General features: G+C 66.1%; 15 protein-coding genes, 1 tRNA gene and 1 pseudogene. 9 read left to right on the top strand and 8 right to left on the bottom strand.

Annotated elements, in window-relative coordinates:
- Positions 1 to 83: 83 nt before the first annotated feature.
- Together BR78_RS0103700 and BR78_RS0103705 are read right to left on the bottom strand one after the other, a co-directional pair.
- Entirely contained in the window at positions 84 to 485 is a 402-nt protein-coding gene (locus tag BR78_RS0103700) for a hypothetical protein (protein WP_029728611.1), read from the bottom strand.
- Positions 482 to 2,464 carry a putative bifunctional diguanylate cyclase/phosphodiesterase gene (locus BR78_RS0103705; protein WP_037565914.1) on the bottom strand — a complete coding sequence of 661 codons (1,983 nt, stop codon included), beginning with the start codon at positions 2,462 to 2,464 and terminating at the stop codon, positions 482 to 484. The genes BR78_RS0103700 and BR78_RS0103705 overlap by 4 nt, the downstream gene beginning before the upstream one ends.
- Positions 2,465 to 2,545: 81 nt before the next feature.
- Here BR78_RS0103705 and moaA point away from each other — a divergent pair, with 81 nt between their 5' ends.
- The 3 genes from moaA (at position 2,546) to BR78_RS0103720 (ending at position 4,684) form a co-directional block, all read left to right on the top strand.
- Entirely contained in the window at positions 2,546 to 3,559 is a 1,014-nt protein-coding gene (gene moaA / locus BR78_RS0103710) for a GTP 3',8-cyclase MoaA (protein WP_029728613.1), read from the top strand.
- Positions 3,556 to 4,323 (top strand): NAD kinase, encoded by a 768-nt coding sequence (locus tag BR78_RS0103715; protein ID WP_029728614.1) that lies wholly within the window; start codon positions 3,556 to 3,558, stop codon positions 4,321 to 4,323. Before moaA ends, BR78_RS0103715 begins: the two co-directional genes overlap by 4 nt.
- Positions 4,324 to 4,609: 286 nt before the next feature.
- Positions 4,610 to 4,684: transfer RNA gene (locus tag BR78_RS0103720), tRNA-Asn, on the top strand.
- 107 nt (positions 4,685 to 4,791) lie between these two features.
- Here BR78_RS0103720 and BR78_RS0103725 read toward each other — a convergent pair.
- Entirely contained in the window at positions 4,792 to 5,193 is a 402-nt protein-coding gene (locus BR78_RS0103725) for a hypothetical protein (RefSeq protein WP_029728615.1), read from the bottom strand.
- A 129-nt stretch (positions 5,194 to 5,322) separates the two neighbouring features.
- Here BR78_RS0103725 and BR78_RS20345 point away from each other — a divergent pair.
- Positions 5,323 to 5,510, top strand: a pseudogene (locus tag BR78_RS20345) (YjbQ family protein); the annotation flags it as partial.
- On the opposite strand, the gene BR78_RS0103735 reads toward BR78_RS20345, so the two are convergent.
- Complete coding sequence (locus BR78_RS0103735; RefSeq protein ID WP_231478135.1) at positions 5,490 to 5,702, bottom strand: KTSC domain-containing protein; 213 nt, start codon at positions 5,700 to 5,702, stop codon at positions 5,490 to 5,492. The pseudogene BR78_RS20345 and the gene BR78_RS0103735 overlap by 21 nt on opposite strands.
- 81 nt (positions 5,703 to 5,783) lie before the next feature.
- Here BR78_RS0103735 and BR78_RS0103740 point away from each other — a divergent pair, with 81 nt between their 5' ends.
- The 3 genes from BR78_RS0103740 (at position 5,784) to BR78_RS0103750 (ending at position 8,044) form a co-directional block, all read left to right on the top strand.
- A complete protein-coding gene (locus BR78_RS0103740; RefSeq protein WP_029728617.1) occupies positions 5,784 to 6,800 on the top strand; it encodes an adenosine deaminase in 1,017 nt (338 codons plus the stop codon).
- Complete coding sequence (locus BR78_RS0103745; RefSeq protein ID WP_029728618.1) at positions 6,797 to 7,318, top strand: phosphoribosyltransferase; 522 nt, start codon at positions 6,797 to 6,799, stop codon at positions 7,316 to 7,318. The genes BR78_RS0103740 and BR78_RS0103745 overlap by 4 nt, the downstream gene beginning before the upstream one ends.
- Before the next feature lie 132 nt (positions 7,319 to 7,450).
- The gene (locus BR78_RS0103750; protein ID WP_037565918.1) at positions 7,451 to 8,044 is read left to right on the top strand and encodes a CC0125/CC1285 family lipoprotein; all 594 of its coding nucleotides are present in this window, start codon (positions 7,451 to 7,453) and stop codon (positions 8,042 to 8,044) included.
- Positions 8,045 to 8,207: 163 nt separating this feature from the next.
- On the opposite strand, the gene secA is transcribed toward BR78_RS0103750, so the two are convergent.
- The 3 genes from secA to BR78_RS21225 all read right to left on the bottom strand — a co-directional run bounded on the left by secA (position 8,208) and on the right by BR78_RS21225 (position 12,136).
- On the bottom strand, positions 8,208 to 10,952 hold the full coding sequence (gene secA, locus BR78_RS0103755) for a preprotein translocase subunit SecA (protein WP_029935009.1): 2,745 nt from the start codon (positions 10,950 to 10,952) through the stop codon (positions 8,208 to 8,210).
- A 113-nt stretch (positions 10,953 to 11,065) separates the two neighbouring features.
- Positions 11,066 to 11,326: a hypothetical protein gene (locus BR78_RS20815; RefSeq protein WP_029935010.1), complete on the bottom strand. Its 261-nt coding sequence runs from the start codon at positions 11,324 to 11,326 to the stop codon at positions 11,066 to 11,068.
- A 180-nt stretch (positions 11,327 to 11,506) separates the two neighbouring features.
- Positions 11,507 to 12,136 (bottom strand): energy transducer TonB, encoded by a 630-nt coding sequence (locus BR78_RS21225; protein WP_197021267.1) that lies wholly within the window; start codon positions 12,134 to 12,136, stop codon positions 11,507 to 11,509.
- An 85-nt stretch (positions 12,137 to 12,221) separates the two neighbouring features.
- On the opposite strand from BR78_RS21225, the gene argJ reads away from it, so the two are divergent.
- Positions 12,222 to 13,445, top strand: coding sequence for a bifunctional glutamate N-acetyltransferase/amino-acid acetyltransferase ArgJ (gene argJ / locus BR78_RS0103770; RefSeq protein ID WP_029935011.1), 1,224 nt, complete (start codon positions 12,222 to 12,224; stop codon positions 13,443 to 13,445).
- Positions 13,426 to 13,860: a GFA family protein gene (locus tag BR78_RS0103775; protein WP_029935012.1), complete on the top strand. Its 435-nt coding sequence runs from the start codon at positions 13,426 to 13,428 to the stop codon at positions 13,858 to 13,860. Before argJ ends, BR78_RS0103775 begins: the two co-directional genes overlap by 20 nt.
- A gap of 3 nt (positions 13,861 to 13,863) precedes the next feature.
- Here BR78_RS0103775 and BR78_RS0103780 read toward each other — a convergent pair whose 3' ends face one another.
- Positions 13,864 to 15,792, bottom strand: coding sequence for a TonB-dependent receptor (locus BR78_RS0103780; protein ID WP_081855596.1), 1,929 nt, complete (start codon positions 15,790 to 15,792; stop codon positions 13,864 to 13,866).
- Positions 15,793 to 15,854: the final 62 nt, after the last annotated feature.

A 15,854-nucleotide genomic window follows, 5' to 3' on the forward strand; every position in this document is an offset into this window, starting at 1 on the left:
GCTTCAAGGCATTTCCGGGAGGCTTAGTGGACCCCGGCACAAGGCCGGGGTGACGAATCTGGTCGAGCTCGCCCCTCGAGCCCTTAGGCTCGGCGGCCAATCACGATCGCCACGTCCTCCTCGCTCTCCAGCGCCTCCGCATCGAATTTCTCGCGGGTCATGTCGAACGCGCCGGTGAACCCCTCGACCACCCAGCCGCCCATCACCAGCGTGCCGTCGGCATCGATGTTCCCGGCATAATCGACGCTATGGGTCCAGCCGCCGCTGCCGTCATATTGCTTGGTGAAGCTCAGGCTCGCGCCATCGCGCGCGCCGCGCACGCTCGCGCGCCGGATGCCGCCACTGCCTTCGTCGGGTTCGCTGATCGTACCGGTCACCGCGCCGTGCAATTCCTCCAGCAGCGCGATGAAGCCATTGTCCTGATGGTCTTGATCCGCCGTATAGCGGCCATACCAGACGCCGGTCAGGTCCTGCGGATCGCTCATCCCTGCACCAGGTTGGCGAGCGCGGGCACGTCGAGCGGCTCGGCGCACAGATAGCCCTGGAAATACTGGCACCCCTCCTTGGCCAGCAGATCGAGCTGCGCGTCGGTCTCGACCCCCTCGGCAACCACCGCGAGTCCCAGCGACCGGGCCATGTCGATCACCCCGCGCACCACCACCCGATCGCGATGGGCGCCGGTGATGTCGTGGCTCAGGCGCTTGTCGATCTTGAGATAGTCGAGCGGCAGTGCCTTCAGATAGGCAAGGCTGGAATAGCCCGTGCCGAAATCGTCGATCGCCACCCGGCATCCCGCCGCACGAAGCTGCGAGAGCAATCGCGCCGCCTCGGTCAGATCGGCCATGATCCCACTCTCGGTGATCTCCACCGTCAGGCGCGCGCGGGGAAAACCGCTGGCATCGACTCGGCCGAGCAGGCTGTCGGCGAATCCGGCGCGCGCGATATCGGTCGCGGTCACGTTGATCGACAGCCGCAGCTTGCCCAGCTTCGACGGCCATTGCGAGGCGCCCGTGAGCGCACGCCGCTGGACATGATCGCTCAGCTGCGCCTCCAGCCCCGCGCGCTCCGCCGCCATGAACAACGTCTCGGCTCCGATCTCGCCGAGCTGCGGGTGCTGCCAGCGCGCCAGGGCTTCGACACCCACTATCTGCCCCGAAGCGATGGCCACCTGCGGCTGGAAGCGCACGCCGATCTCGCTGCGTTCGAGCGCGCGATGCAGATCGTTGGCGAGTTCCTCGATCGGCGGAGCGTTTGGCTCGGCGGGAACCGCGTCGCCCAGCAGCGCCTCGCTTGTGCGCCGCAACAGGCTTCCCGCCGAGTCACCCGCGATACTCGCCACGCTGACCATCCGCGCGCCCAGATGCGCGATCTCGCCGCCCGCCACGAACGGCCGGCTCAGTGCCTCCTCCAGCCGTGCCTCGGCCTCGGCGAGGCGCGTGCCGCCTGCATCATGGCTCGCGACCAGGAATTCCGATCCGCCGATCCGCGCGACGATCGCCTCGCGCCCGAGCAGCTCGCGCGCCACTTCGGCGACCCTGCGCGAAACGCCGCGCAGCAGGGCATCGCCCGCTTCGCGGCCATAAGCGGTGTTGACGGTCTCGAATCGATTGAGGCCGATCAGGATCGCGCCGACCGACTTGCCTTCCGCCAGCTCGCGATCGATCCAGCGCCGGGCGCTGGTGGCATCGCGCGCGCCGGTGAGCGCGTCGCGCACCGCAACGCTGGCGTCCGGTGCGATTCCCAGCGCCTCGACCAACGCATGGAGCGCGCCGCTCTTCGAATCGAACTGCAGGTGCTGCACCACACGCCCCACGCCGCCCAGATCATGCGCGAAGGCAGTCGAGCCCTGATGCCTGTCCAGTCGCTTCAGCGCCGCCTTGACGAGGCTCCGGTCGTCGGCATCGAGGCGCCGCATGACCGAGAGCAGCCCCGGCGCCTCGCTCAGTCCGAGCAGATTGGCCAATCCGGGGGTCAGCTGCAGCGATCGCATTTCGGGGTCGAATCGCCATCCCAGCGGCTCGGCGGCACCCGTGCCCTGCCCGCTCGACCGCGCAAGCCGCTCGACATGGCGCTGCGCGAAGCGAATCGCATGCGCCATCGCCGCCGACGACATCGGGCTGCCAAGGAAATGCGTCGCCCCCGCATCGTAGAAATGCCGCATGTGCACCGTGTCGCTCTGCGAGACAAGGATCAGCATCGCCCCGCCATGCGCCTCGATCACCCGGCCCAGCGCCTTCGTCGCGTCGAGCCCTTCGCTCATCGCCCCGCGCGCATCGATAACCGCGACATTGGCCCCGCTCGCGAGGAAACGCTGCTCGAGGCCGTCGGGGCGCCGCGCCGCGACGACGCGCCAGCCTCCGCCGGCCGCGGCTGCCGCCACTTCGTCGCGCTGCCGGAAGGAAAGCACGAACACCGGCGTATCGGTGGCGGTGGCGGCGTCGGCGATCGTGAAATTGTCATCCATTCGCCCCTCGATAGCGGGAACCTGTGCCCGCCGCCATCGCAAGGGTTGTTTGCCTGCGTGCAAGGCCTTACCCCGGGCGTCATGGCAAGCGCCCTCGCCACTCGTGACCAAAAGCTGGTGGATCGCCACGGCCGCGCGATCACCTATCTGCGCATCTCGGTCACCGATCGCTGCGATCTTCGCTGCCGCTATTGCATGGCCGAGGAAATGACCTTCCTGCCCCGCGCGGAACTGCTCAGGCTCGAGGAGATCGCGCTGATCGCCGAGCGCTTCGTCGCACGCGGGGTGCGCAAGATCCGGCTGAGCGGCGGCGAGCCGCTGGTCCGCCGCGACATGATCGAGCTGGCGCACCGCCTTGGCCGTCAGGTCGGCGACGGACTCGACGAGCTGACCCTTACCACCAACGGCACTCGACTCGCCCAGCATGCCGAGGACCTGTTCGCGGCGGGCATGCGGCGAATCAACGTCAGCCTCGACAGCCGCGACGCCGAGCGGTTCCGCTACATCACGCGCCACGGCAATGTCGCCAAGGTGCTGGGCGGAATCGCGGCGGCGAAGGCGGCGGGCCTGCGCGTCAAGATCAACATGGTGGCGCTCAAGGGCCTCAACGAGGACGAGATCGCGCCGATGCTCGCCTGGGCGGGCGCGCAGGGCCACGACCTCACGCTGATCGAGACGATGCCGCTCGGCCAGATCGACGAGGACCGCGCCGATCGCTTCCTGCCGCTCCCGCGCGTGCTCGCCGACCTGCGCGACCGCTTCGATCTGGCTCCCGACGATTACCAGACCGGCGGCCCCGCGCGCTATTGGCGGCTCGCTGGAACGAGCACCCGGCTCGGCCTGATCTCGCCGCTCACCGGCAATTTCTGCGCGACCTGCAACCGCGTCCGCCTCTCCACCGACGGCAAGCTCCACATGTGCCTCGGCCATGAAGATTCGGTCGATCTGCGCGAGGCGATCCGCACCGGCGGGCTCGCCGAAGTCGATGCACGCATCAGCGAAGCGCTCGACCTGAAGCCCGCCGCGCATGATTTCCGCATCGCCCCGGGTTCGGCGCCTGCCGTTGCGCGTCACATGAGCGTCACCGGCGGATGATCGCACGCGCGCTCGTCGCCTCGCCGACGCCCCCGGCACAAATCGCCGCGGACGAACTCCGCGCAGCCTATGAATGGGTCCCGCTCGATCAGGCCGAGCAGGTCGTGGCGCTCGGCGGCGACGGCTTCATGCTCCAGACGCTCCACGCGATGCTCGAGCGCCGCCGCATCCTTCCCGTGTTCGGGATGAACCTCGGCACGATCGGCTTCCTGATGAACGATTGGCGGCTGGAGCGCCTCGAAGAGCGCCTCGCCCGTGCCAAGCCCTTCCGGGTCTCACCGCTCAGCATGACCGCGACCACGGTCGGCGGCGAACAATGCGTGCTGCCCGCGATCAACGAAGTCTCCTTGCTCCGCGAGACGCGCCAGACCGCCAAGCTCGAAGTCACGGTCAACGACCGCGTCGTGCTGGAAGAGCTGATCGCGGACGGCATGCTGGTGGCTACTCCCGCGGGCTCGACCGCGTACAACCTATCCGCCAACGGCCCGATCCTGCCGCTCGGCTCGGCGCTGCTCGCGCTCACCCCGATCAGCCCCTTCCGGCCGCGGCGCTGGCGCGGGGCGATCCTTCCCGAGAAGACCCGCATCGGCATCAAGGTGCTGGAGGCCGACAAGCGTCCCGTCAGCGCCGTCGCCGATCAGCGCGAAGTCCGCGAAGTCGCTCGCGTCGATGTCGCAATCGACCATATGCGCGACCTCACGCTGCTGTTCGATCCCGAGCATGCCCTGGACGACCGCATAACGATGGAACAATTCATCGCCTGATTGCGGCGCGCGTTCAAAGGTTAGGAAAGGTTAGGCGGAATCGCGCTTTTCGCCGCCGATACAATCGAGCAATTTCAACGACTTAGCTGATATCGGATCGAGAGTCCGAATATACCGGCTATTCAAAGAGCAGCCGGGAGGAGCACTCCCGGCACCTCTTTTGAAGCACTCGAAATCCTACATTGCAATGCTTGTACGACCGCCGCGCGAGAAGGCTTGCCTTTCCGCGAATCCCGCTGCTATAGGCGCGCCTCCGCAGCGGCCATGGTCGCTAAGAAGACGGTATTCCCCGGTAGCTCAGCGGTAGAGCGTTCGACTGTTAATCGAATGGTCGCCTGTTCGAATCAGGCCCGGGGAGCCACTTCAAGGCCTCAGAAAAGCTGGAGTTTTTGCGCGTCTGCAGCCATCAGGCTACGGCGCATTTAGACTTGCGTTTAGACATTCGCGGTTCGTTCATGTCGACCAACGTCAGAGCAAGAAGGCGTTCCTTGCCGAGAAGCAGCCCGCGATAAATGCGGCCAGGGCGAGTAGCGCGCATGCAATCGCCACAACATTAAACGCATTCGCCGCCCCCTCGCGAATCGCCGTGTCGGCGTCGGAAGGATGGTTCGCGCCCCAAAATCGCTGCGTGAGATAACCGAGGATCAATGTAAGTGTCGCGAACACGACGCCGAGAGTGAACGCCGTCAAGGCATCCGCGAGCATGCCCTTCGCCGCGCCAGACGCTTTGCCGGCGGAGAGGGCTTGCCCGTAGAAGGCGATAATCGCCGCTGCCGCACCTCCGTTGATTGCAATCAATGTCTGGATGGTGGACCGCGCATATTCGAATGCTTCTTGCAGGTTGAATTCGTCGCGGTCCCCAGTCGGCATTCTCATCACCCCAGCAGTTTTAGATCCGAACAGCGTTCGCCCAGATCGCGCTTCGATAGCACGACCTTCGCGTCGCGAAGAAATCGCCAGCCCGTGACGCGTGAATCGGTGCCGACACAGCCCCACTGATATGCGCATGACGACGAAGGCCCCGACGACGTGCCCGCGCATCTCCGCGCGACGCTCACGGGCCTCCAGCTCGCGATTCCGCTGATCGGCGGCCGTCTCGAGCTCGGCACATGGCAGGCATCTATTTGTTCGAACACCGCCGCCGCCTGCATCGGCGCCAGATCGCGTTAAACCTGATCGGCGAGTGACGCCCGCGCCCCATGCTCGGTGAACGCGAAGTGATCGCGGATGCGGCGGTTGAAATAGCTCCCCTTCGAGAATGCCTCGCGCATCCCCTGCGCAACCCGCGGCGGCACGTCATGATAGCTGTAGCGCTTGCCGCTGACGAAAAGGATGTCGAGCCGCTGCTCGTCCTCGTCATATTTCCATCCGCGGATCACGCTCGAGGGCATGGTGCAACAACGCGCGATCGCGCTCCCATGTCCCTTGCGCCGCTCCCCCGCCCCTGCGATGCTCGGGCGATGAGCGATCTCGACGCCTTCATCGCCGGTCTGCCCAAGGCCGAGCTGCACCTTCATATCGAAGGCAGCTTGGAGCCCGAGCAGATGTTCGAGTTCGCCCGCCGCAACAATGTCGCGATCCCCTATGCGTCCGTGGAAGAGGTGCGGGCCGCCTACGATTTCTCGAACCTCCAGGACTTCCTCGACATCTATTATGCCGGCGCCGATGTGCTGCGCACCGAGGAGGACTTTCGCGACCTCGCGCTCGCTTATTTCGATCGTGCCGCTGCCGACTGCGTCGTCCACGCCGAGATCTTCTTCGATCCCCAGACCCACACGCATCGCGGCATCCCCTTCGGCGTGGTCGCCAACGGCCTGCTCGCGGGCATGGCCGAGGCGGAGGCGAAGCACGGCCTCACGTCGAAGCTGATCCTCTGCTTCCTGCGCCATCTCGACGAGGAGGATGCGTTCAAGACGCTCAGCCAGGCCCAGCCCTGGATCGACCGGATCGATGCGGTCGGGCTCGATTCGTCCGAGATTGGCCATCCTCCGTCCAAGTTCGAGCGCGTTTTCGCGGCCGCCGCCGCGATGGGTCTCAGGCGCGTCGCACATGCCGGTGAGGAAGGTCCGCCTGAATATGTCCACGAGGCGCTCGACCTGCTCCATGTCGATCGGCTCGACCACGGCAATCGCAGCCTCGAGGACCCGGCCCTGGTCGCCCGGCTTGCACGCTCGGGCATGACGCTCACTGTCTGCCCGCTGTCGAACGTCAAGCTCTGCAACGTCGCCTCGATCCACGTGCACCCCATCGACCGCATGCTCCGCCTGGGCCTGCGCGCGACGGTCAATTCGGACGACCCGGCCTATTTCGGCGGCTATATCGGCGACAATTATCGCGCGATCGCGAAGGGCCGCGAACTCGACCGCGACGATCTCGTCACGCTCGCCCGCAACAGTTTCCTCGGTTCTTTCTTGCCTGACGATGCCGTCGCGGCGCATCTCGCCGCGCTCGACGCCTATGTGGACGCGCATACGTGACCGAAATCACCTTTTCCCCCTACAGCCATGACGACATGGTCGAGGGCATCGAGGCACTCGCCGCCGCGATGGAGGCCGAGGGCTGGCGCCCCGCTTTGCTCGTCGGCATCGGCCGCGGCGGGCTGGCGCCGGGCGTGTATCTCTCGCACCGCATGGATATCCAGCTCGTCTCGATCGACCATTCGGCCGGCATCGCCTCGTTCGGCGCGGCGCTCGTCGCGGTTCTCGCCGAACGCACCCGCGCCGGAGACCAACTCCTGTTCGTCGAGGACATCAACGACAGCGGGCGCACGATCGGCGCGATCCGCGCCGCGCTCGCCGTGCAGGGCGCGATCGACGCGAATATCCGCTTCGCCGTGCTGATCGACAACAAGGTCTCCGCCCAGCGCGTCGAGTATCGCCATCGCACGATCGACCGCAGCGTGACCAAGGACTGGTTCATCTTCCCCTGGGAGGCGATGGCGCCGCGCGCCAAACTCACCGAGGCGGCGATGGAAATCCCGGAGCGGATCGCCTGACCGCCGTTCAGCCTCCGTCAATCGCCCAAGGCGCACGATTCATCGTGTCTTCACCGCGGAGCCTTTCCCGTCCCGTGCGCGTTCGACTTGCGATCGGCATCTCCGCCCCTCGCCGTAACTACCGGAGGAACCATGCTAAATAGCATAACCAGACGCCCGCGCATCCTGGCGCTGGCAGCAGCGCTCGCGGGCAGCGCCGCGCTCGCGGGGTGCATGACCGCGACGCCCTATCAGCCCGCCACCGCCTCGTCGCGGATGGGCTTCTCGGACGAGCAGATCGAGAGCAACCGCTTCCGCGTCAGCTTCGCGGGCAACAGCCTCACCTCGCGCGAGACGGTGGAGCGCTATCTGCTCTATCGCGCGGCCGAACTCACCGTGCAGCGCGGCTTCGATCATTTCATCCTCGTCACGCGCGACACCGAGACCAAGACGGACACCTATCGCACGCCGGGCCCATATTACGGCCCGGGACCCTGGGGCTATTGGAGCCCGTCGTGGCGCTTCTATCGCGGACCGCGCTGGGGCTGGCGCAGCTACGATCCGTTCTGGGACGACCCCTTCTGGCGCGACCGCGACTGGGACTATCGCACCGTCCGCCAATATGAGGCGATGGCCGAGATCGTGACCGGCCGCGGCCCCAAGCCGAGCACCAATGTCCGCGCCTTCGACGCGCGCGAAGTGCTCGACCGCCTCGGCCCCCAGATCAGGATGCCCGAAACGCGCTGACCTCTTATCCCCCTCCCTTCCAGGGAGGGGCTAGGGGTGGTTTAGCAACAGGCGCGGCTCGATGCCGCAACTGTTGCTTTTCAGCGAGACGATTCTTTTAGGCGCGCAGACGCGCGCACCCACCCCATACCCCTCCCTGCAAGCAGGGAGGGGCTTTCCTTTTTTACGCCGTCAGGGCGCCGTGGCAGTGCTTGTACTTGAGTCCTGAACCGCACGGGCACGGCGCGTTGCGGCTGACCAGTCCTTCCCATTGCGCCGGATCGGTGCCGAGATCCTCGCCCGAGGGCTGCGGGATGCTCAGCGGCGGCAGCTGATTGAACACCATGCCCGCCGCGCCGCCGTCATAATCGCCGCTATTGTCGAGACCGGTCAGCGGATCGATGTGCGTGGTCAGAAAGTCCGGAAGCTCGGGCAGGTCCTGTGGGGGCGCCATGCGGAACTGCGCGAAAGCGAGCGTGCGGGTCACGTCCTCGCGGATGTTCGCGAGCATCCGCTCGAACATCGCAAAGGCTTCGTGCTTATACTCGTTGAGCGGGGTCTTCTGGGCGTAGGCGCGCAGATGGACGACCTGACGCAGCGCATCGAGCATCGCGAGATGCTCCTTCCAGTGATGGTCGAGATTCTGGAGCAGGATCGACTTCTCGATCTGGGTCCAGGTCTCGGAATCGAGCTCGGCCGCCTTGGAATTGACGTGCTCGTCGGCCATCTCGCGGATGCGCTCCTCGACCAGCTCGGGCCCGATCGCGTCCTCGGTGCGGATCCACTCGTCGACCGGGGCTTCGATCGCGAGCATCGACGAGACTTTCTCCTTCAACCCGGCGACGTCCCATTGCTCGGGATAGGAGTTGGGCGGGCATGCCTCGCCGACGATCGAATTGACTGTCTCCAGCCGCATGTCGGTCACGACTTCGCCCACCGTGTCCGCATCCATGATGTCGGCACGCTGCTCGTAGATGACCTTGCGCTGATCGTTCATCACGTCGTCATATTCGACGACCTGCTTGCGGATGTCGTAGTTGCGGGCCTCGACCTTCTTCTGCGCGGTCTCGATCGCCTTCGACAGCCATTTCGAGCCGATCGCCTCGCCGTCCTCGATATTGTTGCGCATCATCTTGGCGAACAAGGTGTTCGAACCGAAGATGCGCAGCAGATCGTCGTCGAGGCTCAGATAGAAGCGGCTGAGGCCCGGATCGCCCTGACGGCCCGAACGGCCGCGCAGCTGATTGTCGATGCGGCGGCTCTCGTGGCGCTCGGTGCCGAGCACGAACAGCCCGCCGGCCTCGATCACGCGCGCCTTCTCGGCGGCGATCTCGGCCTTGATCTGCTCGATCGCGGCATCGCGCTGCGGGCCCTCTTCCATGCCTTCCAGCTCGTCATGGATGCGGAATTCGAGGTTGCCGCCCAGCTGAATGTCGGTGCCGCGGCCCGCCATGTTGGTGGCGATCGTCACGGCGCCCAGCCGGCCCGCCTGCGCGACGATGCCCGCTTCCAGCTCGTGGTGGCGCGCGTTCAGGACGGCGTGCTCGACGCCTTCCTTCTTGAGGAACTCGGAGAGCAATTCGCTCTTCTCGATCGAGACGGTGCCGACCAGCACCGGCTGGCCCTTGGCCGAATGCTCGCGGATCTTCTTGGCGATCGCGCCGAACTTCTCTTCGGTGGTCTTGTAGAACTCGTCTTCCTCGTCGACTCGGGCGACCGGCAGATTGGTCGGGATGGTGACGACGTTCATCTTGTAGATGTCGTAGAATTCCGCCGCCTCGGTGGCCGCGGTGCCGGTCATGCCCGAGAGCTTGGGGTACATGCGGAAATAGTTCTGGAAGGTGATCGAGGCGAGCGTCTGGTTCTCCGGCTCGATCTGGACGCCTTCCTTGGCTTCCACCGCCTGGTGCAGGCCATCCGACCAGCGCCGGCCGTCCATCATGCGGCCGGTAAACTCATCGATGATGATGACCTTGCCTTCCTTCACGATGTAATCGATGTCGCGCTTGAACATCACGTTCGCGCGCAGCGCCTGGTTCAGGTGGTGGACCACCTGGGTGTTCTCGAAATCGTAGAGATTGGCGCCCTGGAGCAGGCCGGCATTTTCGAGCATCCGCTCGACCTTCTCGGTGCCGTCCTCGGTCAGCACCACGGTGCGCTGCTTCTCGTCCTTTTCGTAATCTACGGGCACGAGCTGCTTCACGATCGCGTCGACGCCCATATAGAGCTCGCTGCGATCGTCGGTGGGCCCCGAGATGATCAGCGGCGTGCGCGCTTCGTCGATCAGCACCGAATCGACTTCGTCGACGATGGCCATGGCGAACGGCCGCTGCACCATCGATGCGCGGTCATACTTCATGTTGTCGCGCAGGTAATCGAAGCCGAATTCGTTGTTCGTGCCGTAGGTGATGTCCGCGGCATAGGCGTCGCGGCGCTCCTGATCGGTCAGGTTCGGGATGATCACGCCGGTGGTGAGGCCGAGAAAGCCATAGACCTGCGCCATCCATTCGGCGTCGCGCTTGGCGAGATAATCGTTGACGGTGATGACGTGGACGCCCTCGGCCGGCAGCGCGTTGAGATAGGTCGCCAGCGTCGCGACCAAGGTCTTGCCTTCGCCGGTGCGCATCTCGGCGATCTCGCCGCGGTGGAGCACGATGCCGCCGATCATCTGCACGTCATAATGACGCTGGCCGAGTGTGCGCCTGGCCGCCTCGCGCACCGTGGCGAAGGCCTCGGGGAGAATGCTGTCGAGCTTCTCGCCGTTCGCCAGCCGCTCGCGGAACAACACCGTCTGGTTGGCGAGGGTGGCGTCGTCCATCGCCGAGATGGCGGGTTCGAACGCGTTGATCTTCTGGACGATCGCCCCGAGCGATTTGACGTAGCGTTCGTTCGAGGAGCCGAAAAGGGTCTTGGCAAGGCCGCCGAGCATGGTGAATTCCTGTCGTAATAAGATGGTTGTCGGGCGAGCGCAGCCGGTCCTCCGGGCACCCGCGTCATGCGAAAACGAAAAAGGGCGGCCGCCTCAGCGCGCCGCGCACAGCCTCACTCGAGCCGACGCTCGAAGGGCAGATAGGTTGCGGGAAGCGGTGTGCTTTCGCTTTGCGGCCAGATGGTCCGTTGCGCTTCGACGCGCCGCGGCGCCGGCACTGCGGGGATCGCCCGCTGCGTGCGGCTCGCCACCGCCTCCGCCGCCTGCGCCGCCTGCACCACCGCCACGCCCTGCACTTGGCGCACCACGCGATCGCCCGAACCGTTGCCGGTCAGGCTCGCGAGCAGCGCAGTGAGGAGAAGCAACAGGTTCAATTCGGCTCTCTCAGGGCAGAAGCGTGCGACATAGTGTGCCGGGTGCCGTTCGTCCAATGGGGAATGCGCGCTGGCGAGGCAGAAATGTTTCCACTTGAGCCCGCTACCCTCGGCTCTTCGCCGTCACCCCCGGACAGAGCGACAGACGTAGCGCTTGCAGCTGTTCATCGACCGTCCCGATCACTTCGCACCCGTCGGCTCGAACGTTACCTGCACCATGCGCGTATCGGGCATGCCGCCCCCATTGATGCGTTCGTTCGGCGCGGGCGACTGAGACATCACTTGCTCGCACGCCACTTTGTCGATCGCGGCGTTGCCGCTGCTCGCCTCCACACGACAGGAATCGGGTTTGCCTGACCTCGCGAAATGCACGCGCGTCAGCGCGGGTCTTGCATACCCAGTCGGCAGCTTGGCCACCTCCACCACCAAGTCGATTCCCGGCACATCCCGTGCTTTCGGTGCACCGGGAATTTCCCACCTGAAGGTGCTCGAAAAAGTCGCACGAATCGGCTTTCCCGCACCATCGCGCGCCGGATAGAACTTGGCGCGCTTGAGGAAAATCGCACAACTATATTGATCTAGCTCCGCGAATCCTGAGGTCCAGGTAATATGGCAGCTATCTGGCCTACCGGTGGCATCGATCGTCAACGTGAAGTGCAGTGTACCGTATTGCTCTTTCCGAATTGCCTCAGAGGGGTAGTCGTCATTTGTGGCCCAACTACCCGGTGGGCTCTTGGGCTTCAGCGGGGTCGCCAAAGGGCCTTTGGGCACCTCCGTCGATTGAAGAAATCCAATCGCGAACAACAGCATCACTGGCCCCATGGTCGTCCCCCGTCCCCACCTTTCCATGATGGCCTCGCATTGCGTGGCGAAGCAAGCATTGTATGGCAGGCTTATGGAACGCTCTCCCCTCGCCCCTGTCGCCTTCCCCGACCTCCCGGTCATCCCCGGCGTCACGCCGCGTATCGCCCGCGCGCGCTACAAGACCTGGGACCGCTGTGACCTGACCTTCGTCACGCTCGACGAAGGCACCAGCGTCGCCGGGGTGCTCACCCAGAGCCGCTGCCCTTCGCCCGAGGTGGAATGGTGCCGCAAGGCGCTGGTATTGGGACAGGCGCGCGCGCTGGTGGTCAATGCCGGCAACTCGAACGCCTTTACCGGCGATCGCGGGCGCGCCGCAGTCGAGAACCTCGCCGCGCGCACCGCCCGGCATCTCGGCTGCGATCCCTCGGACGTCTTCCTCGCCTCGACCGGCGTGATCGGCGTGCCGCTGCCGATCGACAAGAGCGAGGCCGGCCTAGCCGCCGCCTTCACCGCCGAGCCGTGCAGCTGGGAAGCCGCGGCCGAGACGATCATGACCACCGACACCTTCGCCAAGGCGGCGATGACCAGCGCGGTGGTCGACGGGCGCACCGTCAACCTGGTCGGCATCATCAAGGGCTCGGGGATGATCGCGCCGGACATGGCGACGATGCTCGGCTTCGTCTTCACCGACGCCGCGGTTGCGCCTGAATTTCTGCAACGCGCGCTAAACGACGCGAACACCAGGACTTTCTCGTGCATCACCGTCGACGGCGACACGTCGACCAGCGACACGATCCTCGCTTTCGCCACTGGCAAGGCGGGCAACGCGCCGCTGGCGCAAGATGAGGACGCAGGCGCCGATGCCTTCCGGGCCGCGCTCGCCGATCTCTGCCATCAGCTCGCCCAGCTCGTCGTGCGCGACGGCGAAGGCGCGCAGAAATTGATCGAGATCACTGTGGAGGGCGCCGAGTCCGATCGCAGCGCCCATCGCATCGCCATGTCGATCGCCAATTCGCCGCTGGTGAAGACAGCGGTGGCCGGCGAGGACGCCAATTGGGGCCGCGTGGTGATGGCGGTGGGCAAGGCCGGCGAACCCGCCGAGCGTGACAGGCTGGCGATCCGCTTCGGCGCCACCCAGGTCGCCCGCGACGGCCTCGCGGTCGCCGGATATGACGAGGCGCCGGTCGCCGCGCACCTCAAGGGCCAGGAAATCGAGATCGGCGTCGATCTCGGCTTGGGCGAGGGCCGCGCCACGGTGTGGACCTGCGACCTGACGCACGGCTATATCTCGATCAATGCCGATTATCGGAGCTGACGCGATGGAAGGCGGGTGCTTGTGCGGGGCGGTTCGCTACCAGCTCAAGTCCGAACCGTTCGACGGCGGCTGGTGCCATTGCCGCACCTGCCAGTTGAATTCCGGCAGCCCGGCGATGGCCTTCGCCACCGTGCCGGTCGCCGATTTCGTCTTCACGCGAGGGGCCGGACTGGTCGGCAAGATCGCGTCGAGCGACTTCGGCCACCGCCGCTTCTGCACACGCTGCGGCACGCCCTTCCTGATGCAGGTCGATCACCAGCCCGAGACCGTCGACTTCAGCATCGCGACGCTCGACGCGCCGGACGCAGTGATGCCGGGCTTCCATATCTTCTATGCCAGCCGTGTAGGCTGGGCGGAGGCAGGCGACGACCTCCCCCGCCATGACCGGTTCCGGCCGGGTACGCGCGGGCTCTAGCGTTCAAATCTCCCCAGTGAGAGTCAGCGTCAGCACGCGCTTGTTGTTGGTCGTGAAGAGCCCGGCATTGCTCGCGTTCCACACGAATTTGTCGAACAGATTGGTCACGCGTGCGCGCACCGTCAGCGGCGTGCCGTCCACTTCGAAGCGCTGGCGCAGCCCGGCCTGGAAGACCGCGTAGCTCGGCAGCGTCGCGCTGTTGGCGCGATTGGCGTAGCGTTCGCCGCGGAAAGTGACTCCGCCGTCGAGCGTCAATCCCTCGATCCCCGGCACCCGCCAGGTCAGATTGGCGAGCGCGATCTTGTCCGGACGGCCGATCGGGTGCGCGCCGATCGCGCCGCTGTCGACCAGCTCGCCATTGATCTCGGCATCGAGATAGGTCGCGCCCAGTACTGCGCTCAGCCGATCGGTGATCGGGCCGGCCAGCGAAAGCTCGACGCCGCGATGCCGCACTTCGCCGACATAGCCATAGATGCCGTCGGCGGTGAGGCCCGGCAGCGGCTTGGAAATGTCGAACAGTCCGGCGATCAGCGCGGGGCCGCCCGGGATGACATATTTGACCCCCAGCTCCGCCTGGCGCGAGATCGCCGCGGGGAGCACCTCGCCGCGATTGACGGCATTGCCGGGGGCGACGCCCGCTTCCTCGAGCCCGCGCGCATAGCTGGCGAACGCCGTCAGCTGCGAGGTGATCCCGCCGGTGACCGAGCCGCTGTAGAGCCACGGCCGGGACGTCTCGCGCCGCTCGGTGCCTTCGAGCGCGCGCACCGTCTTGGTATATTCGGCGCGCTGGACGTCGGCGCGCAGCTCGGCAGCGCTGCCGATCGACAGGCGATATCCGATCCCGCCCGCATATTGGCGCACCGTGTCGCGCTTGCGCCGGGGATCGATTGCGAAATCGGGGCGCGGTATCGCCACCGGCGCATCGACATCGGGATAGAGCACCGTCGGCAGCGCGGTGCCGGGTGCGGTCCGCGCCCGGCTGTCGCGCAGACGCGCCATTGCGATCACCCGGTGGTTCAGCGCACCGGTGGCGAAGCTCTTCGCCGCGGTGACTTCGCCCGAGATCGACTGGAAGCGCTCGTCGCCGAACGCCTGCGAGATCGCCTCGGCCGGCCCGCCATCGGCGGGGAAGCGGACCAGATTGAAATAGGTCCGCTGGTCGTCGGCGCGCGACAGGAAGGCCGACGCACCGAACCGCCAGCCGCTTCCTGCCTCCACGTCGGCGATCAGCCCGGCCTGCGTCGTCTCGGTGCGTTGCTCCATCCAGGGCTGCGAGCGTTCGGGGCCGCGCACCACTTGCGGAGGGGGCATATTGTCGGCGGTGGCGAACACCGTATCGCCGCCGCGTTCGAACCACGTGCGGCCATAGAGCGCGGTCAGCTTCACGCCCGGCAGCGGCGACCAGCGCGGGACGATTCCCACCGTGAAGAAATCGCCACCGGTGCCGTCGGTATAGTCCTGCAGGAAATTGAGCCTGACGCTTCCGACGATCCCAAGGCGGCCGTCCGGCGTGGCCGTGGCCAAGCGCGCGTCGAGCACGGGCCCGCTGCCGCCCAGCCAGCCCGCCTCGATCCGTCCCTGCGTGCCCGGCGCGGCATCGGGCAGGTCATATTGCACCACACCCGACGGCGCGGCGAAATCGGTGCGCAGGCCGTTGGCGCCCACCCGGATCGCGGTACCGTCGATCAGCGTCAGCGGCAGCCCGGTCGCGCGGACGAAATAATGGTCCTCGATACGGTAATTGCCCGCGCTCTGCAGATCGAAGCCGCGCACTTCGGCCTCGCTGTAGAGCCCGACATCCTCTACTCCCACGCGGCGCCCGAACGCGTCATCGGCAGCGCGGACGACATCGCGGCCCTGCGGCGCCGGAGCCTGCTGGGCAAAGGCCTGGGGAGTGGCGAGCAACGACAGACAACAGAGGGAAATACGCATCGTCCATAGTCCTTTCGTTCGCCCCTCGGCCGATCGGATGCCCCCGGGCGCGGCACCTCCGG

The sequence above is a fragment of the Sphingomonas sp. UNC305MFCol5.2 genome (assembly GCF_000712135.1).
Lineage (GTDB): Bacteria > Pseudomonadota > Alphaproteobacteria > Sphingomonadales > Sphingomonadaceae > Sphingomonas.